23 protein-coding genes are annotated in these 19100 nt (G+C 63.9%); 12 read left to right on the top strand and 11 right to left on the bottom strand.

Annotated features, from left to right (window positions below; translation table 11 throughout):
• Window positions 1–111 precede the first annotated feature (111 nt).
• Complete coding sequence (locus CB0101_RS08985) at window positions 112–912, bottom strand: ABC transporter permease (protein WP_071778170.1); 801 nt, start codon at window positions 910–912, stop codon at window positions 112–114.
• 2 nt (window positions 913–914) lie between these two features.
• Entirely contained in the window at window positions 915–1724 is an 810-nt protein-coding gene (gene cysE / locus CB0101_RS08990) for a serine O-acetyltransferase (RefSeq protein WP_256360113.1), read from the bottom strand.
• A 33-nt stretch (window positions 1725–1757) separates the two neighbouring features.
• Here cysE and CB0101_RS08995 point away from each other — a divergent pair, with 33 nt between their 5' ends.
• Together CB0101_RS08995 and CB0101_RS09000 are read left to right on the top strand one after the other, a co-directional pair.
• Window positions 1758–1985, top strand: coding sequence for a hypothetical protein (locus CB0101_RS08995; RefSeq protein ID WP_010312460.1), 228 nt, complete (start codon window positions 1758–1760; stop codon window positions 1983–1985).
• Window positions 1982–2383: a type II toxin-antitoxin system VapC family toxin gene (locus tag CB0101_RS09000; RefSeq protein ID WP_010312457.1), complete on the top strand. Its 402-nt coding sequence runs from the start codon at window positions 1982–1984 to the stop codon at window positions 2381–2383. The genes CB0101_RS08995 and CB0101_RS09000 overlap by 4 nt, the downstream gene beginning before the upstream one ends.
• Window positions 2384–2402: 19 nt before the next feature.
• On the opposite strand, the gene CB0101_RS09005 is transcribed toward CB0101_RS09000, so the two are convergent.
• Window positions 2403–3392 carry a GntR family transcriptional regulator gene (locus CB0101_RS09005; RefSeq protein ID WP_010312455.1) on the bottom strand — a complete coding sequence of 330 codons (990 nt, stop codon included), beginning with the start codon at window positions 3390–3392 and terminating at the stop codon, window positions 2403–2405.
• A gap of 245 nt (window positions 3393–3637) precedes the next feature.
• Between CB0101_RS09005 and CB0101_RS09010 the strand changes: the two genes are divergently transcribed.
• On the top strand, window positions 3638–4345 hold the full coding sequence (locus CB0101_RS09010) for a dienelactone hydrolase family protein (RefSeq protein ID WP_246833731.1): 708 nt from the start codon (window positions 3638–3640) through the stop codon (window positions 4343–4345).
• Window positions 4346–4375: 30 nt separating this feature from the next.
• Here CB0101_RS09010 and CB0101_RS09015 read toward each other — a convergent pair whose 3' ends face one another.
• From CB0101_RS09015 to miaA, 4 genes are all read right to left on the bottom strand, one after another.
• Window positions 4376–4723: a type II toxin-antitoxin system VapC family toxin gene (locus CB0101_RS09015; protein WP_029553184.1), complete on the bottom strand. Its 348-nt coding sequence runs from the start codon at window positions 4721–4723 to the stop codon at window positions 4376–4378.
• 47 nt (window positions 4724–4770) lie between these two features.
• Entirely contained in the window at window positions 4771–5019 is a 249-nt protein-coding gene (locus CB0101_RS09020; protein ID WP_010312449.1) for a type II toxin-antitoxin system Phd/YefM family antitoxin, read from the bottom strand.
• Window positions 5020–5082: 63 nt separating this feature from the next.
• Window positions 5083–5730 carry a translation initiation factor IF-3 gene (gene infC / locus CB0101_RS09025; protein ID WP_010312446.1) on the bottom strand — a complete coding sequence of 216 codons (648 nt, stop codon included), beginning with the start codon at window positions 5728–5730 and terminating at the stop codon, window positions 5083–5085.
• A 45-nt stretch (window positions 5731–5775) separates the two neighbouring features.
• Window positions 5776–6711: a tRNA (adenosine(37)-N6)-dimethylallyltransferase MiaA gene (miaA, locus tag CB0101_RS09030; protein ID WP_010312444.1), complete on the bottom strand. Its 936-nt coding sequence runs from the start codon at window positions 6709–6711 to the stop codon at window positions 5776–5778.
• A 197-nt stretch (window positions 6712–6908) separates the two neighbouring features.
• Here miaA and gyrB point away from each other — a divergent pair, with 197 nt between their 5' ends.
• Window positions 6909–8870, top strand: a complete 1962-nt coding sequence (gene gyrB, locus CB0101_RS09035) for a DNA topoisomerase (ATP-hydrolyzing) subunit B (RefSeq protein WP_010312442.1) — start codon at window positions 6909–6911, stop codon at window positions 8868–8870.
• 30 nt (window positions 8871–8900) lie between these two features.
• Here gyrB and CB0101_RS15400 read toward each other — a convergent pair whose 3' ends face one another.
• Window positions 8901–9209 (bottom strand): hypothetical protein, encoded by a 309-nt coding sequence (locus CB0101_RS15400; RefSeq protein WP_168187970.1) that lies wholly within the window; start codon window positions 9207–9209, stop codon window positions 8901–8903.
• Here CB0101_RS15400 and CB0101_RS09045 point away from each other — a divergent pair.
• Window positions 9208–9570, top strand: a complete 363-nt coding sequence (locus tag CB0101_RS09045) for a CrcB family protein (protein ID WP_010312438.1) — start codon at window positions 9208–9210, stop codon at window positions 9568–9570. The two genes, CB0101_RS15400 and CB0101_RS09045, sit on opposite strands and share 2 nt — an antisense overlap.
• Window positions 9563–9979, top strand: coding sequence for a CrcB family protein (locus tag CB0101_RS09050; RefSeq protein ID WP_010312436.1), 417 nt, complete (start codon window positions 9563–9565; stop codon window positions 9977–9979). Before CB0101_RS09045 ends, CB0101_RS09050 begins: the two co-directional genes overlap by 8 nt.
• Window positions 9980–9990: 11 nt before the next feature.
• Here CB0101_RS09050 and CB0101_RS09055 read toward each other — a convergent pair whose 3' ends face one another.
• Window positions 9991–10461 (bottom strand): glutathione peroxidase, encoded by a 471-nt coding sequence (locus CB0101_RS09055; RefSeq protein ID WP_010312434.1) that lies wholly within the window; start codon window positions 10459–10461, stop codon window positions 9991–9993.
• Between the two features lie 67 nt (window positions 10462–10528).
• Here CB0101_RS09055 and CB0101_RS09060 point away from each other — a divergent pair, with 67 nt between their 5' ends.
• From CB0101_RS09060 to CB0101_RS09070, 3 genes are all read left to right on the top strand, one after another.
• Window positions 10529–11656, top strand: a complete 1128-nt coding sequence (locus tag CB0101_RS09060) for an acyltransferase (protein WP_071778169.1) — start codon at window positions 10529–10531, stop codon at window positions 11654–11656.
• Between the two features lie 35 nt (window positions 11657–11691).
• Complete coding sequence (gene mgtE, locus CB0101_RS09065; RefSeq protein WP_010312431.1) at window positions 11692–13101, top strand: magnesium transporter; 1410 nt, start codon at window positions 11692–11694, stop codon at window positions 13099–13101.
• A 99-nt stretch (window positions 13102–13200) separates the two neighbouring features.
• Window positions 13201–14190 carry an RpoD/SigA family RNA polymerase sigma factor gene (locus CB0101_RS09070; protein WP_136644068.1) on the top strand — a complete coding sequence of 330 codons (990 nt, stop codon included), beginning with the start codon at window positions 13201–13203 and terminating at the stop codon, window positions 14188–14190.
• A gap of 14 nt (window positions 14191–14204) precedes the next feature.
• Here CB0101_RS09070 and CB0101_RS09075 read toward each other — a convergent pair whose 3' ends face one another.
• Window positions 14205–14807 (bottom strand): hypothetical protein, encoded by a 603-nt coding sequence (locus tag CB0101_RS09075; protein ID WP_010312414.1) that lies wholly within the window; start codon window positions 14805–14807, stop codon window positions 14205–14207.
• Window positions 14808–14889: 82 nt separating this feature from the next.
• On the opposite strand from CB0101_RS09075, the gene mutY reads away from it, so the two are divergent.
• Complete coding sequence (gene mutY / locus CB0101_RS09080) at window positions 14890–16011, top strand: A/G-specific adenine glycosylase (RefSeq protein ID WP_010312411.1); 1122 nt, start codon at window positions 14890–14892, stop codon at window positions 16009–16011.
• Window positions 16012–16024: 13 nt separating this feature from the next.
• Window positions 16025–17035: a carbohydrate kinase gene (locus CB0101_RS09085; RefSeq protein ID WP_010312409.1), complete on the top strand. Its 1011-nt coding sequence runs from the start codon at window positions 16025–16027 to the stop codon at window positions 17033–17035.
• A gap of 11 nt (window positions 17036–17046) precedes the next feature.
• Here CB0101_RS09085 and tsaE read toward each other — a convergent pair whose 3' ends face one another.
• Window positions 17047–17547: a tRNA (adenosine(37)-N6)-threonylcarbamoyltransferase complex ATPase subunit type 1 TsaE gene (gene tsaE / locus CB0101_RS09090; protein WP_010312407.1), complete on the bottom strand. Its 501-nt coding sequence runs from the start codon at window positions 17545–17547 to the stop codon at window positions 17047–17049.
• Window positions 17548–17624: 77 nt separating this feature from the next.
• On the opposite strand from tsaE, the gene ahcY reads away from it, so the two are divergent.
• Entirely contained in the window at window positions 17625–19052 is a 1428-nt protein-coding gene (gene ahcY / locus CB0101_RS09095; protein ID WP_010312406.1) for an adenosylhomocysteinase, read from the top strand.
• Window positions 19053–19100 lie beyond the last annotated feature (48 nt).

A 19100-nucleotide genomic window follows, 5' to 3' on the forward strand; every position in this document is an offset into this window, starting at 1 on the left:
CTTGCCTGGCCAGAGCCCCTGCAGCAACCTGCCCCTAGGTGAACGGAAGACTCGGTAGCACTTGCTTAGTTCCTTGGCCTTGATGGCTGGTTCGGTATCCATGGCTCGTTTTCAGATCACGTCTGCAAAACCGCGGCGTGCTCGCCCAAAGAGCTGATGGCTCCATTCACATAGGATGAGGCTGGCAGGAATCCCGATCAAAAGATAGAGAAAACTTGGTGCTTCAGCAGTGATCAGTACGCGCCGTGTCTGTTCGATCACCAGCACCAGAGGGTTAGCAAGAAGGACGGGCTGCCAGCGCTCTGGCAGTGCTGTAACCGGATAGAAGATGGCACTGAGAAACATCAAAACGCTGAGTCCAACACTGACCAGTTGTGGAAGATCCCGCAAATAAACGCCTAGAGCTGACAGTAGCCATCCAAGCGCAAGGCAGCCAAGTAGAAGAGGTAGCCAAACCACTGGTAGCCAAAGTGCCGTGATTGGGATCGACCCGATGGCCATCAGTTCAAAGACCCCAAGCACAATCAGACTGGTGCATGCGTGAAAACCGGCGGCAGCTACGCTGGTTGCAGCCAATAGCTCCAGCGGAAACACCACTTTTGTAACGTAGCTTGGCTGGCTCAAGATGAGCGTGGGTGCTTTGCTGATGCATTCAGCAAACAGGTTGAACACGATCAGCCCCGCGAAGAGATTGATTGCAAACCCCAGTGGACCAGCTTGTTGGAGATCAGGCCAACGCGCTTTGAAGACCGTTGAAAACACAAATGTGTAGACGGCCAGCATCAACAATGGGTTGAGGAGGCTCCAGCTCCAACCCAATACCGAGCCGCGATACCGACCAGCCACCTCCCGTTGGGTCAATCTCCAGAGGAGCGTGCGGTGTTGCAGTAGTGATCGTGGAAAACCCAACACGATTACGCTCGCTCATCCTGACCGAGAAACTCAAGAATCTCACGGTCCTTGAGGCTCTGAGCTTCGCCGCGGCAGGGTTCCAGCAGCGGCCGCCCCGCCGCCAGCTCCCGCAGGCAGGCCTGGGTGCGTGCCAGCTCCCCTTCCAGCTGATCGATCCGCTCCATCAGGTTGCGGATCACCCGCGCTTCGGCATCCGGCAGGGCCGAGTGGGCGAGGGGGTCGATGCGCACGCCGCTCTGGTGGATCACGCGGCCGGGGATGCCCACCACGGTGCTGTCTGGCGCCACATCGCGCAGCACCACCGAACCGGCCCCGATGCGCGTGTTCGCACCCACCTTGATGGCCCCGAGCACCTTGGCGCCGGCGCCTACCACCACGTTCGCGGCCAGGGTTGGGTGGCGTTTGCCGTGGGCTTTGCCGGTGCCCCCCAGGGTTACCCCTTGATACAGCAGGCACTGATCACCGATCACGGCGGTTTCACCGATCACCACGCCCATGCCGTGGTCGATGAACACGCCTTTGCCGATCTGGGCGCCGGGGTGGATTTCAATCCCGGTGAGCCAGCGGCCCAGTTGGCTCAGGACCCTGGCGGCCAGGGGCGTGAACGGCCAGCGCAAGCGCCACAGGCTGTGGCTGAAGCGATGCAGCGTGAGGGCGTGCAGGCCTGGATAGCAGCACAGGATCTCCAGCACCCCGCGAGCTGCCGGGTCGCGCTCCTTGATGATCGCCAGATCGGCGCGCAGGGCGTTGAGCATCGGCAGAGTCTGGCGTGCGGCGCGCCGAGCGGCAAAAGTAGTATGACAATGAGATATGACGGTGAGGCTGTGGTGCGGGCGCGATTGTTCATGAGTGGCCGCAGTCAGGCCCTGCGCTTGCCGGCGCGGCTGCGGCTACGGGGGCCGGATGTGGAGATCGAGCCCATCGGCGACGGTTTGTGGGTGCAGCCCTGCGCCGATCCTTCTGAGGGGTTGGGCGATTGGCTCGAGCGCTTCTATGCCGATCACCCTCCGCTGCCCGTGGAGTTTTTGGAGGATCGCCAGGATCAGCAGCCCCAGGAGCGCGACTGGGCGTGAGGCGCACCCTCGATACCAATATCTGCAGCTATGTGCTGCGCAAGCGCCCCGTGCAGGTGGTGGAGCGCTTCCGCCAGCTCGATCGCCGGCAGCTCTGGCTTTCCGCCATCGTGGCGGCGGAATTGCGATTCGGGGCGGAAAAGCTGGGGTCCAGCCGATTTCGCGGTTCCGTTGAGGCCTGGCTCTCCGGGTTTGAGTTGCGTGATTGGCCATTGGCGGCCACGCACCACTACGCCCGCTTGCGGGCGCAGCTGGAAGCCAAGGGCACACCCGTGGGCAACCTTGATTTGATGATTGCCGCCCACGCTCTAGCGGAAGACAGCGTGGTGATCACCAACAACGCGCGCGAATTTCACCGCATCCCGGGCGTGGCGGTGGAGGAGTGGCAGTTGGATTGAAACGGCGCCCCGAGCGGTTTCAGACCGCCAGCAGGCCGATCTCCTTGCGCAGTAGATTGATGGTGGCGCTGCCCAGGTAGCTCTGGGCGCAGTGCACCTGGGGCAGGCGCATCAGCTGGGCGCGGTTCTGGCGCAGATTCTGCTCCACCAGCGGCAGGCTGGGGCGATCGCAGAGCACGTGGCTGGAGGCCCGCAAGAGAGCCAGCAGGCGACTGCTCACATCCGGCGTGGCCGTCATCAGCAGCAGCTCATTGCCGCGCATGCTGTGCAGGATCACCTCCGCGGCCCGCAGGATGCCGGGGCTGATGCTCACCAGGCCCACGCAGCTGCCGACCTTGAGGTCTTTTAGCAGATCGAGTTCGTGGCGGAAGTCGTTGAGGTCTACCGGCACGGCGCGCACGCTGTGGCGGCGCGCAATCTCCTCCACGGGCTGGAGGAAGTAGCGGCTCGTTACCACCGTGCCGTTGCTGGAACTCTCAAGCACACTTTCGAGCTCTTCCATCGGCACCACCTCAACGGGCACCTCCAGGTGGGGGGTGAGCTCTTCGGCGATCAGCATCGAAGCGCCGATGTCTTCGCGAGGGGTGCTCACCAGCACCCGGGCGCCGCAGCGCAGGCGCCAATCAATCTCGCGGGTGAACAGATCGCGGGCCTGTTGGAGGGTGCAGCCGGCGTTGAGCAACCCATCCACGCTTTGGCGCACCTCCCGGTCGATGTCGGGCAGGTGGCGGCTGCGGGGGCCCGGGGCGGGCTTGATCTCGCGCGGATTCTGTTGATCGCGCACGTAGATGCCGGAGCCGGCCATGGCTTCCACCACGCCGTCATTCTCCAGCTGGCGGTACACCTTGCTGATTGTGTTGCGGTGCAGGCCGGTCTGCATTGCCAGCTGGCGCGTGCTCGGCAATCGATGGCCCGGCGGGAAGTGCCGCGCGGCGATCGCAAAGCAGATCTGGTTGTACAGCTGGCTCGACGCTGGGATGTCGCTGTCCTGCTGAATGTGGAACCGCAAATCGGAGTGGCACAACGCTGCGGCGCCACCATACGGAGCTTTGGAGCCGGTGACAATTGCAATCCCGGCATAAGCGGGTGTGCCGGTTGTGGTTGGCGGCGCGCGCATCCGTATTCTGTCCAATCTGTACAAAAACCTGGATCGTGTGTTGCAGGTGTTCTGATGTGGTCAATCGCGCGGTTAGTCGCGATCCATCACTCCTGCACCCCGACGCGATGGCGATTCAGGCGAATTGGACTGAGGTGATGACTCCCCAAGGCGTGATGCCCGTTTGGTGGGCTCGGCCTGAGGCCCCCCGCGCCGCCGTGTTGGTGCTGCCGGAGGTGTTCGGCGTGAACGGCTGGGTGCGCAGCGTGGCGGATCGCTTGGCGGAACAGGGTTATGCCGCTCTGGCGATCAGCACCTTTTGGCGCACGGCCCCGCACTTGGAGGCTGATTACAACGAGGCCGGTCTTGCCCTGGGGCGTGAGCATCGCGATCAGGTGCGCGCCGATCAGCTCCGCGCCGACGTGGCGGCTGCCGCCGCATGGCTGCAGCGCAACCACAGCGCTGATGGGCTCGCCAGCAAGCCGCTCGGCTGCGTGGGCTTTTGCTTCGGAGGCCACCTGGCGATGCTGGCGGCCACCCTGCCGGTGATTGCCGCAACCTGCGATTTCTATGGCGCGCGCGTCTCCACCGATCGGCCCGGAGGTGGTGCTCCCACGCTCGCGGATGTGCCGCAGATTCCCGGCCGGTTGTGGTGTTTCTGCGGCGATCAGGATCCGCTGATGCCCCCAGAGGAGCTCAGCGCCATCAACCAGTCCCTGGCTGCGGTGCCCGGCGGCCGCCATCGCTTCGTGCTGGCTCCGGGGGCCGGCCATGGTTACATGTGCGAAGCCCGTGGAGATTTCCACCCTGAAGCCTCAGCAGCAGGCTGGGCGGCGATGCTTGAGCTGTTCAGTGAGGCGCTCTGATGGTTGAGCTGTTGATTGGCTTCCCCCGTCTCACCAAAGCAGCCGGCAGGGGAAGTCGCGAAGGGCAGCATTGATGCTCACCAGCGTGAGTGATTCCAGCTCCGCCTGGGCCACCAGAAGGCGATCGAACGGATCGCGGTGAGCATGGGGGTAGCCGCCGGCTCTCAGCCCATGCCTGAGATCAACGGACAACAGTTCAAAGCCCTGAGCAGCCAGAAGACACGGCAGATCACTCAGAAGGGGTTCGGCGATCTCGAGTTTTCCAAGACGCACCTTGGTGGCTAGCTCCCAGGCCGTCGCCGCACTCACGAACACCTGGTTCGACGATTCTGCGATCGCTGCAGATGCTGCCCCGGACAGCCTGGATGGCTCCGCCAGCCATCAGAGCAAGGCGTGGGTGTCGAGCAGCAACGGATGATCCACGCTCAAGGGAGTGGGATCTCGAAAGCCCGCAACTCATCCTCAGGGAGAGCCTCCAGCAAAATCTCCGGAGGCGGCAATTGGAGCTGGCCGGCCAGAACGCCGGGTTGGCGTTGCGGCGCGGGAGTTTCCAGAGGCACGAGCCGGGCCCAAGGCTTTCCGCCTTTGGCCACCACGATGGTTTCACCAGCGTGAGCGGCATCAATCAAGCGCGAAAAATGGGTTTTCGCCTCATGCACGTTGACAGTGCGCATCCACGCCCTGCGGGAGGTTCCAGCTTGGTCCGGTTGTGGACTAACGGCGGATCGGGCTGACCTTCAGCCCTCGCTGGCTGCAGCGGCGGCTTGTTGCCGCGGCGTTTCGATCGTGCGCACGGCTTTGCTCGCAGCGGCTTCGGCTTCTTTTTCCTTGGCCAGCGGGGTTTTGCGCGGCGTGAGGAACATGATCATGTTGCGGCCCTCGCGCTTCGGGTCCTGCTGGATCTCGGCTTTCTCTTCGAGATCCTTGGCCATGCGCCGAAGCAACTGCTCAGCCAGGGCGGTGTGCTGGATCTCGCGGCCGCGGAAGATCACGGTGCATTTCACCTTGTCGCCGGCTTTGAGGAAGCGAGAGGCCTGACCGATGCGCACGTCGTAATCGTGCTGGTCGATCTTGTAGCGCATCTTCACCTCTTTAACTTCGGTTTGATGCGACTTCTTCTTCGCTTCTTTGGCCTTCTTCTCCTGCTCAAACTTGAACTTGCCGTAGTCCATGATCCGGCACACCGGCGGATCAGCTTTCTCGCTCACCAGCACCAGGTCGAGCTCGCGGTCTTTGGCCACCTCGAGGGCCGCCTCCCGCGTGATCACCCCCAGCTGACTGCCGTCGGCATCCACCACCCGCAACTGGGGGTAACTGATGCGGTCGTTGATGTTGGGGAGCTCCCGCACGGGAGCGCGGCGGTCAAAACGGGGACGGGGTGGCATTCAGGCGGGCGAGAGGACGAAGAGAAAACAGAAGCTGTTCACCCTTCACCCTAGGACGCGCTCGATCGCCTGTAATCCCTGCTGCAGCGGATCGACCCCATCCAGCCAGAGCGGCTGGTGTTGGCGGCGGAACCAGGTGCGCTGGCGCTTGGCGAATTGCTGGGTGCGACGGGTGGTGAGCGCGATCGCTTCTGGCTCCTGGAGCTCACCGCGCAGCAGGGCCCGGGCTTCGCCGTAACCAATGGTGTCGAGCAGTGGGCAGTCGGCGCCGTAGCGCTCCACGAGGCGCCGGGTCTCCTCCACCAACCCTTCGGCGTAGAGGCCGGCGGTGCGCGAGGCGATGCGCTGGCGCAGATCGGGTGGATCCAGCCCGAGTTCCAGCACTCGCCAAGGCGGTGGCGTAGCTCCCTGCTGAGCGCTGAGCGGCACACCGGTGGCGTAAAGCACCTCGAGAGCCCGCTGGGTGCGAACAGCGTCGTTGGGCATGATCCGCGCGCCGGCCGCTGGATCGGCGCCCACTAGCAGCTGGTGGCAAAGGGGCTGGCCCAGGGCTTCGAGCTGTGCCCGCAGCTGGGGCTGCGGTGGCACTGCTGGAGGCGTCATCCCCTGGGTGATCGCTTTGAGATAAAGGCCGCTGCCGCCCACCAGCAGGGCGATGCCGCGGCGGGTGTGCTCCGCAGCGATGGCCTGCTCTGCTTCCGCGCGGAATTCCTGCAAATTGATCGGTTGATCAGGGCGGCGTAGATCCAGCAGCTCATGGCGCACCGCTGCCCGCTGGGCCGGCGTGGGCTTGGCGGTGCCGATATCCATCTCGGTGTAGAGCTGGCGCGAATCCACCGACAGCACCGCCAGATCCAGGGCCTGGGCCAGCTCGATGCCCAGAGCCGTTTTGCCGCTGGCGGTGGGGCCCAGCAGCACGATCACCAGGGGCTGATCGGGCCGTGGATGGCAGCTTGTGGCGAGGCTCTCGGCTTGGCTCATTCGGGCACTTTGCCGGTGGGCCGGAGCGCCGCTGCTTGCACCCCTTGCCGAAAAGCGCGCGGAGTGGCCATCAGAAGCGCCTCTATTGCATCGGTGGTAAATTGGGCCTTCAGGCACGGCCTTTGCGCGCCTCCCTGCCCCTTGCCGCGCTTGCCAACGGGCTCTTGCGGCGGGAAGACGTGCCCCCGCCGGAACCCATGAGCGAAGCCACCAAAGTTCAGGCTGCCTACGGCGCCGAGCAGATCCAGGTGCTGGAAGGCCTGGAGCCGGTGCGTAAGCGCCCGGGCATGTACATCGGCTCCACCGGGCCCCGTGGTCTGCACCACCTGGTGTACGAGGTGGTCGACAACTCGGTGGACGAGGCGCTCGCCGGCCACTGCGACCAAATTCTCGTCGTCCTCAATGAGGACGGCAGCTGCGCCGTAACCGACAACGGCCGCGGCATCCCCACCGACGTGCACCCCCGCACCGGCAAGAGCGCTCTGGAAACGGTGCTCACGGTGTTGCACGCCGGCGGCAAGTTCGGCGCCGGTGGTTACAAGGTGTCGGGCGGCCTGCACGGCGTGGGCGTGTCGGTGGTGAACGCCCTTTCGGAGTGGGTGGAGGTCACCGTCCACCGTCAGGGGCAGGAGCACTTGCAGCGTTTCGAGCGTGGTGCTCCGATCGGCTCGCTGGCGTCCAAGCCCGCTGCCGATCCCAGCCGCACGGGCACCTCGGTGTGCTTCAAGCCCGACATCGAGATCTTCACGGGCGGGATCGAGTTCGATTACCACACCCTCTCGGCGCGTCTGCGTGAGCTCGCCTACCTCAACGGTGGCGTGCGCATCGTGTTCCGCGATGAGCGCCCGGCAGCGCGCAACGCCGAGGGTGCCGCCCACGAGGAGATCTATCACTACGAAGGCGGCATCAAGGAATACGTCGCCTACATGAATGCCGAGAAGGACGCCCTCCATCCCGACATCATTTATGTGAACTCCGAAAAAGACGGAGTTCAGGTGGAGGCAGCCCTGCAGTGGTGCGTGGATGCCTACTCCGACAACATCTTTGGTTTCGCCAACAACATCCGCACCGTGGATGGCGGCACCCACATCGAGGGTCTCAAAACCGTTCTCACCCGCACCCTGAACGCCTTCGCCAAGAAGCGCGGCAAGCGGAAGGATGCTGATGCCAACCTCGCTGGTGAGAACATCCGCGAAGGCCTCACCGCTGTGCTCTCGGTGAAGGTGCCCGAGCCGGAGTTTGAGGGCCAAACCAAAACCAAGCTCGGCAACACCGAGGTGCGCGGCATCGTGGATTCGCTCGTGGGCGAGGCCCTCAGCGAATATCTGGAGTTCAACCCCTCGGTGATCGATCTGATCCTCGAGAAGGCGATCCAAGCGTTCAACGCAGCTGAGGCTGCCCGCCGCGCCCGCGAGCTGGTGCGCCGCAAGAGCGTGCTCGAGAGCTCCACCCTGCCCGGCAAGCTCGCCGACTGCTCCTCCCGCGATCCCGGTGAATCTGAGATCTACATCGTGGAGGGCGATTCCGCCGGTGGCTCAGCCAAGCAAGGGCGCGATCGTCGCTTCCAGGCGATCCTGCCGCTGCGCGGCAAGATCCTCAACATCGAGAAAACCGACGACGCCAAGATCTACAAAAATACCGAGATCCAGGCCCTGATCACAGCCCTAGGCCTCGGCATCAAAGGCGAAGAGTTCGACGAAAAGAATCTCCGCTACCACCGCATCGTGATCATGACCGACGCCGACGTCGACGGCGCCCACATCCGCACGTTGCTGCTCACCTTCTTCTATCGCTATCAGAAGGCGCTGGTGGAAGGCGGCTATATCTACATCGCTTGTCCGCCGCTCTACAAAGTGGAGCGCGGTAAGAACCACAGCTATTGCTATAACGAAGGCGATCTCAAGCGCGTGGTGGAAGGTTTCGGCGAGAAGGCCAACTACACCATTCAGCGCTTTAAGGGTCTGGGCGAAATGATGCCCCAGCAGCTCTGGGAAACCACCATGGATCCCACCACGCGCACGATGAAGCGTGTGGAGATCGAAGATGCTGCCGAAGCCGACCGCATCTTCACAATCCTGATGGGCGACAAGGTGGCTCCCCGCCGCGAATTCATCGAAACCCACAGCGCCGAGCTCGATCTGGCGCAGCTGGATATCTGAATGGGGTGCTCCATCACCGCATCGGCTGAATCACGTCTTGGCGCTTGGCGCTGGGGCGCCGTACTTGCCTTCGCGTTGTTCGCGCCTGTAGCTCTGCCTGCCGGAGGAGCCGACCGACGCCAACCGGAAGTACGGCGCCGCACCACCGGTGAGCCCCTGCTCAGCACCAGCAGCCATGCGTTGCAGGCTGCTCCCGATCAACAAGCCCCTTCCCTGGCTCAGATTCACGCCGATCAACCGCTTCGGGTGGTCCGCAGTTGGCGGGAACACGGCGGTGAGCAGTGGGTTCAGGTGCACGCTGGCGACCGGCGTGGCTGGCTTGCCGTGGCCTGAGGCCATGCGAGATGCCCTCCTGGTGGCGATCGGTGCCGTGCCGGGTGCCTGGCTGCGATTCCGGCTGGTGAACCATTTCGAGCCCCTGGTGCCGCGCAAGCACTGGGCCACCTTTGGTGTGAATGTGACGGCCTGTTTTGCGCTCGGATTGATAGCGGCTCTGGCGGGCCGGTGTGGTCCTAATCAGCAGATCGCTTTGCTTCTCGCCACTGGCTTCTTGGGCAGCCTCAGCACCTTTTCCACGTTCGCGGTGGAGCTCTTGCAAGCCTGGCTGGGAGAGCAGAGACGCCAAGCCGCTGGCTTGATGGCTGGCTCGGTGGCGGCCGGTTTACTGGCCGTGGCGGCGGGGATGGTGATCGGTGGCTGATCAGCTGGAGGCCCGCCGGCTGAGCTTTGAGCTCAGGGAGTTGGCTTTGGTGGGTTTGGGAGCCGTGCCAGGTGCCCTGTTGCGCTGGCAGAGCGGCGTGCAGCTAGGCCCGCATCTCGGGGGCACTGCTGGTGCCGATCTGTTGGTGAACCTGCTCGGCTCCTTCATCCTCGGGTTCCTGGCCGGGCCGATCCCGCGCCGCACCAGCTTTGTGTTGCTGCTCGGCATTGGTTTTTGCGGCTGCCTCACCACCTTCAGCAGCTGGATGCTTGATGTGGCCAAGCTGATCCAGGCCGGTCGTCCGGCCTGGGGGCTGCTGCTGATTGCCGTCAGCTTGGCGCTGGGGCTGTTGTGTGCCTTGGCTGGCCTGGCCTTAAGCCGGCGGGTGTTCAGACACACCGCCGGCTGAACCTCAGGCGATCAGGCCGCGAGTGCCGCTTCGATGGCGCCCTTGAGCTCCGCAGAGTCGGGCTCCACACCGCTCTTGTAGCGGGCGATCACAGTGCCGTCTTTGCCCACCAGGAACTTCTCAAAGTTCCAGGCCACCGGGCCAGCGGGCTCGGCCTGCACCAGGGTGTCGAACGGGGCGGCGCTGATGGCCACCTTTCCGTAAATCGGGAAGTCCACGCCGTAGGTGGTGGAGCAGAACTGCTGGATCTCCTCAACGCTGCCGGGCTCCTGGGCGCCGAAGTCGTTGCAGGGGAAAGCGAGCACCGAGAAGCCTTGGCTCCCGTACGCAGCCTGCAGGGCCTGAAGGCCGGCGTATTGGCGTGTGAAGCCGCAGCGGCTGGCCACGTTCACGATCAGCAGCACCTTCCCGTTCCATTCCCCAAGCTGTTGTTGGCTGCCGCTGGCAGTTGTCACGCTCACGTTGTCAATCTGAACGGGCACGGATCTCAATCTCTGGCCGAAGCACTTTAGTTGCTGCTCTACTGTTCCGTGACTTGCCGCTGCGTGGTTGGGCCGTTCATCAGGGGCTTCGGCTTTTTACGAAGGTATTGATTTTCTTCGGGCTGCAGCTGTTTTTTTGGTGTTGTGGTCCCATGGTGGCCCGTTGGTTCCGGCTGCTGATCACTCGCTGCTGTATTCGCAGTTTTTCAGGCCTGGTTTCTGGGGCGTGACCCTATTTTTCTCGATCAGTGGCTTTCTGATTGTTGGTCAGCTTTTGGATATGGCAAGTGGTCGGCGTGATGAAAGTCTGAGGGTGTTTATTTATCGGCGTTGTTTGCGCACGATGCCCACCTACTGGCTCACAACGCTATTGGTTCTGGTATTCGGGCTCGCTGCATGGCCTGGTGCACTGCAATTGCTGGCCAATCTGCTCTTCGTTCAGGATTTTGCTGCGATCGGATCGGTTCTGCCGGTAGCTTGGAGTCTGGTGATTGAGGTGTGGAGTTATCTGCTCTTTGCTGGATTGGCCTGGGGATCGCGGGCACTGGCTTATCGCGCCTCCAGGAATTTGGACTGGTTTCCACTGCTGCGCTCCTGGGATTCGCTGCTGTTGGTTTCCCTGGTTTGTCTCCCATTGGTCGCTGCCTTGATTCGTCTCGACTGGGCGGTTCAAGGGGCGTCTGTGCAAGAGATCAAACAGAGCTTTGCGCCTCAGATTGATGCGCTTGCCTATGGCGGCATGTTGGCTTGGCTGAAGCGCTATCAATCGCCTTTGTTCGAGAGGTTGACGCGGCTCCGATGGTTAATCCCTGTATGCCTCCTGTGTATGGCCTTGGCTACAGCAACTGTGCCAGAGCTGTTTGCAGCTGTGCAGCAGCCTGTTGAGGCTCGACGAGTGTTTTGGCTCGCAGTCGTGTTTTACCCGTGCGCTGGCTTTCTGGCTTCACTCCTGTTGCTCTCTTTTTGGAATTTTCGATATGTCAGCTTGTTTGCTCCCTTGGCCGCCCTGTGTCGGGCTTTAAGCCGCTGTAGTTACTCCGTGTATCTCCTGCACGTTTCGCTGGCGGCCTGGCTCACGTCATGGGGTTCGGGGCTGGGTCCCTTTGCGGCGTACCTCATCGGCTCCATCCTGCTCGGTGCTCTCGGTTGGAGGGTGTTGGAGCGTCCGTTTACACGTCTGCGATACCTCCTCTGACGCCTCTTTAGACTCCACGCACACAGGTCAAGGCGATGAGCGAGGCGTCTGCAGCTCCAGCCACGCCTGCGATCAACGGCCCTGCCTTGGCGGAGGTGCTCACGCAGCAGCTCAAGGGCCTGCTGGAGGCTGGCAATTACGACGGCGTGAAGTTGCTCCTGCAGCCCGTGCAGGAGGTGGATATCGCTGAGGCGATCGGTGGCTTGCCCCGCACCCTGCAGGCGTTGGCGTTCCGCCTGCTGCCCAAAGACGAAGCGATTGAGGTTTACGAATACCTCGAGCCCAGCGTGCAGCAGTCGTTGCTGGAGCGGTTGCGCTCCGGTGAGGTGCTGGAGCTCGTGGAGCAGATGGCGCCCGACGACCGGGTGGATCTGTTTGATGAATTGCCAGCGAAGGTGGTGCGGCGGCTGCTGGCGGAGCTGAGCCCAGCGGAGCGTCGTGTGACGGCCCAGCTGCTCGGCTACGAGCCGGAAACCGCTGGCCGGTTGATGACCACTGAGTTCATCGACCTCAAGGAATTCCACAGCGTGGCCCAGGCGCTTGCGATCGTCCGCCGCCGCGCCCGCGACACCGAAACCATCTACGCCCTTTACGTGACCGATGCGTCGCGCCATCTCACCGGAATCCTGTCGCTGCGGGATCTGGTGGTGGCGGATCCAGAGGAGCGGGTGGGCGATGTGATGACCCGCGAGGTGGTGAGCGTGGGTACCGACACTGACCAGGAAGAAGTGGCCCGCGTGATCCAGCGATACGACTTCCTGGCCGTGCCGGTGGTGGACCGGGAGCAGCGCCTGGTGGGGATCGTGACCGTGGACGACGTGATCGACGTGATCCAGCAGGAGGCCACCCGCGACCTCTACGCCGCGGGTGCCGTGCAGGCCGGCGATGAAGACGACTACTTCCAGAGCAATCTGTTCAGCGTGGCCCGCCGGCGCGTGGTGTGGCTGCTGGTGCTGCTCCTGGCCAACAGCGGCACCGCCGCCGTGATCGCCTCGATGGATGGCGTGCTCAAACAGGTGGTGGTGTTGGCCGCGTTCATCCCGCTGTTGATTGGCACAGGCGGCAATGTGGGCGCCCAGAGTTCCACCGTGGTGATTCGCGGCCTCAGCACCCAGCGCATTCAGAGCCTTGGACCCGCCAAGGCGATCGGACGCGAGGCGATTGCGGGAGCCCTGCTCGGGCTGTTGATGATGCTCGTGGTGGTGCCCTGGTCGGCCTACGTGAGCGGAGGTAACTGGTTGGTGGCCAGTGCGGCAGGGATCAGCCTGGTAGCGATCACCACCCTGGCGGCCACCGCTGGTGCTGCGCTGCCGCTGCTGTTCAACCGCCTTGGCCTGGATCCAGCTCTGATGTCGGCCCCGTTCATCGCCACCGCCACGGACGTGGCCGGGGTGTTCATCTACCTCCAAACCGCCAGCTGGCTGCTGAGCCGCTCTGGGGGCTGAGGCCATCGGCCTGCTGCCTTTCTGAGAGATCCGCGAGCTTTCTGAGAGACGCTTCACACTTCTTCAGGGTAGGCTTTACATCAGTTCACAGGCCTTGCCGTGGTCGCTGCTGTTGATGCCTCGGGGCTGAGCACCGATCTGGTGCGCTCCTACCTCCGCGACATCGGTCGCGTACCGCTGCTCTCCCACGAGCAGGAGATCACCTTGGGCCGCCAGGTGCAGGAGCTGGTGGCGTTAGAGGAGCTCGAGCAAGAGCTGGAGATGCGTGCTGGTGGCTCCAAGCCCGACCATGAGCAGCTGGCAAAGGCGGCTCAGCTCACCCCTCAGCAGCTCAAAAAGCGTCTGCGCTCCGGCCAACGGGCGAAGGAGCGGATGGTGGCGGCCAATCTGCGCCTCGTGGTGAGCGTGGCGAAGAAATACACCAAGCGGAACATGGAACTCCTGGACCTGATCCAGGAGGGCACGATCGGCCTGGTGCGGGGCGTGGAGAAGTTCGACCCCACCCGCGGCTACAAGTTCTCCACTTATGCCTATTGGTGGATCCGCCAGGGCATTACGCGGGCGATCGCGGAGAAGAGCCGCACGATTCGCCTGCCGATCCACATCACTGAAACGCTGAACAAGCTCAAGAAAGGCCAGCGGGAACTGAGCCAGGAGTTGGGCCGCACCCCAACGGTGACGGAGCTGGCGGAGTTTGTGGAGCTGCCGGAGGAGGAGGTGAAGGATCTGCTCTGCCGCGCCCGTCAGCCCGTGAGCCTGGAAACCAAGGTGGGCGACGGCGACGACACCGAACTACTCGACCTGCTGGCAGCCGACGGGACCCAGCCGGAAGAGCTGGTGGATGGCGAGTGCCTGCGCAGCGACATGCGTGATCTGCTTGAGCAACTGCCCGACTTGCAGTGCCGCGTGCTCAAGATGCGCTACGGCATCCCCTGCGCCGATGTGCCCGATCCTGATGAGCCGATGAGCCTTACCGGCATCGGCCGCATCCTCGGGATGAGCCGCGACCGCGTGCGCAACCTCGAGCGCGATGGCCTGGCGGGCCTGCGACGTCTCAGCGAAAACGTGCAGGCCTACGTGGCGGTTTGAGGGGGGCGTTAGCCCTAAACCACCAGGCTGTCGTTGTAGGCGGCAGAGGTGAGATACCCGTTGAACAGGGCTACATCCACCCCAGCGGCATTGAGAGGGAATGAGCCAAGGCTCACTTGCTCCGCCAGGGTGGATCGGCCCCAGTACGTGTCGGCTTGCTTCGCCAGCTTGAACAGCTGTTTGCCGCTGACGCGCTGGTCCTTGAACACCAAGGTCTCAATGGTGTTGTCGGGGTTGGAGCGTCCGGCAGGGTCCACCACCAACACCCGCGTATTGCCCCGGCTGATCAGGGCATGGCGGCGATCGATGTTGCGGATTTGCGCCTTCCTGAACGCAAGGCTGTCCAGTACCAGCTCATCCTTGCCGCCCCCCAGATCAGCCACCACAGCCATGCTGCCTGGCGTGATGAAGTACTTGTCTTGGTCTGCTCCACCCACTAGCCAGGGAATCAGGGGCGTCACACCGTCGGCTCCGGGGCTGGTCTGGGCTCCGAGGATGTCGTCGCCCGCTCCGCCCAGCACCACCTGCGCCCCCAGGCCGGTGATCAGGTCGCGCCCCTTGGTGCCGCCCACCATGGCGTAGTTGGCAATCGGGAGTGCGGGACCAGACAACGGCATGGTGCATGAAGCTTCATTGGGGTTATCGGTAACAGCTCACTTGGGCGTCGGCAAGGGCATGGTTTGCGCGGAACCGCTCCAAATGCAGGTCTTGCGGGACGCGCTGCTGGGTTGGTGGCAGGAACACGGCCGCCACTCCATTCCTTGGAAGCTCAGACGGGATGGAGCCCTGCTCTGCCCTGATGAGCAGCTCGATCCCTATGCCATCTGGGTGGCGGAGGTGATGTTGCAGCAAACCCAATTGCAGGTGGTGCTCCCTTATTGGCAGCGCTGGATGGAGGCCTTCCCCTCCTTGGCGGCCTTGGCGGCTGCTGAAGAGCACGACGTGCTGCTGCTCTGGCAGGGCCTGGGGTACTACTCCCGGGCCCGGCGGCTCCTGGCCGGAGCCCGGCAGATGCAGGCGTTATCGCCCTCCGCCTGGCCCCAGGATCTGGAGAGCTGGCTCGCCTTGCCCGGCATCGGCCGCAGTACGGCCGGCAGCATCCTGTCGTCGGCCTTCAATCGCCCGTTCGCCATCCTCGATGGCAACGTGAAACGGGTGTTGGCGCGGCTGATCGCCTGCGAGCGGCCTCCCGCCCGAGAGCTGAAACACTTCTGGGCTCTGAGTGAAGCTTTGCTCGATCCGGCTCGCCCGCGGGATTTCAACCAAGCGCTGATGGATCTGGGGGCCACGGTCTGCACCCCCCGCAATCCCCGCTGCGAGCAGTGCCCTTGGCAGTTTCAGTGCGCTGCCTACGCTGCCGGCGACCCTGCCGCCTTCCCCGTGACCGACGCCCCCCGCGAGCTCCCGTTTCAGGTGATCGGCGTTGGGGTGGTGCGCAATGCCGCCGGCCAGGTTCTGATTGATCAGCGCCTCAACGAGGGCTTGCTTGGCGGCCTCTGGGAATTCCCAGGCGGCAAGCAGGAGCCCGGCGAGCCGATTGAAACCACCATCGCCCGCGAACTCCAGGAGGAGCTCGCGATCGAAGCGGAGGTGGGAGAGGAGCTGATCACCCTGGAGCACGCCTACAGCCACAAGCGGCTGCGGTTTGTGGTGCATCTGTGCCGCTGGATCAGCGGCGAACCCCAGCCCCTGGCCAGCCAGCAGGTGCGCTGGGTGGAGCCCACCGAGCTGGGGGATTACCCCTTTCCTGCAGCGAATGCGCGGATCATTGCCGCTTTGCTGGAGCGTTTGCAAGCTGAAGGCAGTGCCGCTGCGGCCTAAGGCCGCCTGAGCCATGGCTGCTGGGCCGACGCCGCAGGTGATCTGTCTGGGGGAAGCCCTAGTGGATCGGCTTGGTCCCCTCGGTGGTGATCCCTTTACCGCAGGCCCTGAGCAGTCCGACGACCGCCTGGGCGGTGCTCCTGCCAACGTGGCTTGCGCGTTGGCTCGGCTTGGCACCCCTTCCGCCTTTGTGGGCCGTCTTGGCTCGGACGCGATCGGTGCGGCATTTCAGCAGTTGATGCGTGAACGGGGAGTGGATCTCAGCGGTCTGCAGCGCGATCCGATCCACCCCAGCCGGGTTGTGTTGGTGCGGCGTGATGCCAGCGGCGATCGCAGTTTTGGCGGCTTCTCCGGTGATCAGGGCGATGGCTTTGCCGATCAGGCTCTTCAGGCCAGCGGGGTGCAAGCGTCTTTGCCGCCCCTGCTGGCGGGTGCGCGCTGGCTGCAGATCGGCACGATTCCTCTTGCGTCAGCGTTGTCTGCGGAGGCGTTGGTGGCCGCGGTGCAGTTGGCCGTTGACGCCGGTGTGGCGATCGCGCTGGATGTGAACTGGCGGCCCACCTTCTGGGATGTCAGCGCCCCGGCGGATGCCGGGCCCACACCGGCGGCCGTGGCGGCGATCCGTCCGCTGCTGGAGCAGGCCGGCTTGATCAAGCTGGCGGCTGAAGAGGCCCAGTGGCTGTTTGGCAGCCGTGATCCCGTGGTGATCCGCGCAGGTCTGCCCCAACATCCAGCGGTGGTGGTCACCGATGGTGGCGCCCAGGTGGCCTGGTGTTTCGGCTCCAGCAGCGGTGTGATGCCGGCCTATCCGGTGGCAGTGGTGGATAGCACTGGAGCAGGGGATGCCTTCCTGGCTGGGCTGTTGCACCAGCTCTGTCTCCAGCCCCAACTGCTCGATGGCGGCAGCGCCGAGGCGGTTCGCTTTGCCAGCGCCTGCGGGGCCCTGGTGTGCAGCGGTGCCGGTGCGATCGACCCCCAGCCCACCCATGAACAGGCGGAGGCGTTTCTCGCTAAGCGGGTGTAGTGCGCGCCGGCTTAGCGGCTGGCTTGATCGAGACTCAGCTCCGCCCGCCGGCCTGCCTCCGGACGATCGGGATCTACCAGCGCGAGGCTCACGCACCAGGCCCCATCGGGCCGGAAGCTCAGCCTCTCGCTCCACTCCACCGCCATCAAGGCACCGAGCTCCAGCGCTTCCTCTTCTTCCTGGGCGAAGAGTTCATCGGCCGCGAGGGCTCGCTCCAGCCGGTAGAGATCAAGGTGCACCAGCGCCGTGCCGTTGCTCGAACCGACACGGCCTAAGTAGTGCTGCGCCAGGGCAAACGTGGGGCTGGTGATTGGTTCCTCGATGCCCAGGCCGGCGGCGATGCCCTGCACCAGGCAGGTTTTGCCGGCGCCGAGGGTGCCCTGCAGCAACAGGATCGGCGGTTGTTGCCCCGCGCTGCAGTTAGCCCGTTGGCGGAGCCAGAGGGCCGCGAGCTCCTGGCCCAGGGCCTGGGTGGCGGCGGCATCCGCCAACAACACGCTGCGCGATTCCATCCCGGTAGATTGCCCTCACGCGAGCCCGAAGCCTCGGCGTCTCTGCAGATATTTCTAGTTTCCAAACCTTCAAGTTCATGGTGGCAACCCCCACGGCGCCTGCGCTGCAGAGCACCAGCACCTATGTGATCGCCGACCTCGGTCTGGCTGATTTCGGCCGCAAGGAAATCGAGATCGCCGAAACCGAAATGCCGGGCCTGGTGGCTCTGCGCAGCAAGTACGGCGCTGAGCAGCCCCTCAAGGGCGCCCGCATCGCGGGTTCCTTGCACATGACGATTCAGACCGCGGTTCTGATCGAAACCCTGGTGGCTCTGGGCGCCGAAGTGCGCTGGGCCAGCTGCAACATCTTCTCCACCCAAGACCACGCCGCCGCCGCGATCGCAGCTGCTGGCATCCCTGTCTTCGCCTACAAGGGCGAAACCCTGGATGAGTACTGGGCCTTCACCCACCGCATCCTCGAGTGGGGCGATGGCGGCACCCCCAACATGATCCTCGACGACGGCGGCGATGCCACCGGTCTGGTGATGTTGGGCACCAAGGCTGAGAGCGATCTCTCGGTGCTTGACAACCCCTCCAACGAAGAGGAGACCGCCCTCTTCAACAGCATCCGCCAGAAGCTGGCCGCCCAGCCCGGCTTCTACTCCCGCATCAAGGCCCAGATCCAGGGCGTGACCGAGGAGACCACCACCGGCGTGGCTCGTCTGTATCAGCTTCAGAAGAGCGGCGAGCTGCCCTTCCCGGCGATCAACGTCAACGACTCGGTCACCAAGAGCAAGTTCGACAACCTCTACGGCTGCCGCGAATCGCTGGTGGACAGCATCAAGCGTGCCACCGATGTGATGGTGGCCGGCAAGGTCGCCCTCGTGCTCGGCTACGGCGACGTGGGCAAGGGTTCGGCACAGTCGCTGCGTGGCCTCGGCGCCACCGTGATGATCGCTGAGATCGATCCGATCTGCGCCCTGCAGGCGGCGATGGAGGGCTACCGCGTGGTGCGTCTCGACGACGTGGTGCGCGATGTGGACATCTTCGTGACCGCCACCGGCAACTTCCAGGTGATCCGCCACGAGCACCTGATCCAGATGAAGGATCAGGCGATCGTGTGCAACATCGGCCACTTCGACAACGAGATCGATGTGGCGTCGCTGAAGCAATACACCTGGGAGAACATCAAGCCCCAGGTGGATCACATCGTGCTGCCCTCCGGCAACCGGATCATCCTGTTGGCTGAAGGCCGTCTGGTGAACCTGGGCTGCGCCACCGGCCACCCCAGCTTCGTGATGAGCAACTCCTTCACCAACCAGGTGCTGGCCCAGATCGAGCTGTTCACCAAGGGTGATCAGTACGCCAAAGAGGTGTATGTGCTGCCCAAGCACCTCGATGAGATGGTGGCTCGCCTTCACCTCGAGAAGATCGGCGCCAAGCTCACCGAGCTCACCGCCGAGCAGGCCGCCTACATCAACGTGCCGGTGGAAGGCCCCTACAAGCTGGATCACTACCGCTACTGAGCCGGGGCCCGCGCGCGCCTTCGGGCGTGCGCGCAGGTTCAACGATCG

Origin of the sequence: Synechococcus sp. CB0101 (genome assembly GCF_000179235.2) — a bacterium.
GTDB lineage: Bacteria > Cyanobacteriota > Cyanobacteriia > PCC-6307 > Cyanobiaceae > Vulcanococcus.

What these genes read in the sequence shown, in the direction of transcription:
- gyrB (WP_010312442.1), top strand. Translation starts at nt 6,909, where the DNA reads ATGAGCGAAGCCACCAAAGTTCAGGCTGCCTACGGCGCCGAGCAGATC.
- mutY (WP_010312411.1), top strand. Translation starts at nt 14,890, where the DNA reads ATGCAGGTCTTGCGGGACGCGCTGCTGGGTTGGTGGCAGGAACACGGC.
- tsaE (WP_010312407.1), bottom strand. Translation starts at nt 17,547, where the DNA reads ATGGAATCGCGCAGCGTGTTGTTGGCGGATGCCGCCGCCACCCAGGCC.
- CB0101_RS09010 (WP_246833731.1), top strand. Translation starts at nt 3,638, where the DNA reads ATGACTCCCCAAGGCGTGATGCCCGTTTGGTGGGCTCGGCCTGAGGCC.
- miaA (WP_010312444.1), bottom strand. Translation starts at nt 6,711, where the DNA reads ATGAGCCAAGCCGAGAGCCTCGCCACAAGCTGCCATCCACGGCCCGAT.
- CB0101_RS08995 (WP_010312460.1), top strand. Translation starts at nt 1,758, where the DNA reads ATGAGTGGCCGCAGTCAGGCCCTGCGCTTGCCGGCGCGGCTGCGGCTA.
- CB0101_RS09020 (WP_010312449.1), bottom strand. Translation starts at nt 5,019, where the DNA reads ATGCGCACTGTCAACGTGCATGAGGCGAAAACCCATTTTTCGCGCTTG.
- CB0101_RS09085 (WP_010312409.1), top strand. Translation starts at nt 16,025, where the DNA reads ATGGCTGCTGGGCCGACGCCGCAGGTGATCTGTCTGGGGGAAGCCCTA.
- infC (WP_010312446.1), bottom strand. Translation starts at nt 5,730, where the DNA reads ATGCCACCCCGTCCCCGTTTTGACCGCCGCGCTCCCGTGCGGGAGCTC.
- mgtE (WP_010312431.1), top strand. Translation starts at nt 11,692, where the DNA reads ATGAGCGAGGCGTCTGCAGCTCCAGCCACGCCTGCGATCAACGGCCCT.
- ahcY (WP_010312406.1), top strand. Translation starts at nt 17,625, where the DNA reads ATGGTGGCAACCCCCACGGCGCCTGCGCTGCAGAGCACCAGCACCTAT.
- CB0101_RS15400 (WP_168187970.1), bottom strand. Translation starts at nt 9,209, where the DNA reads ATGGCCTCAGGCCACGGCAAGCCAGCCACGCCGGTCGCCAGCGTGCAC.
- CB0101_RS09045 (WP_010312438.1), top strand. Translation starts at nt 9,208, where the DNA reads ATGCGAGATGCCCTCCTGGTGGCGATCGGTGCCGTGCCGGGTGCCTGG.
- CB0101_RS09075 (WP_010312414.1), bottom strand. Translation starts at nt 14,807, where the DNA reads ATGCCGTTGTCTGGTCCCGCACTCCCGATTGCCAACTACGCCATGGTG.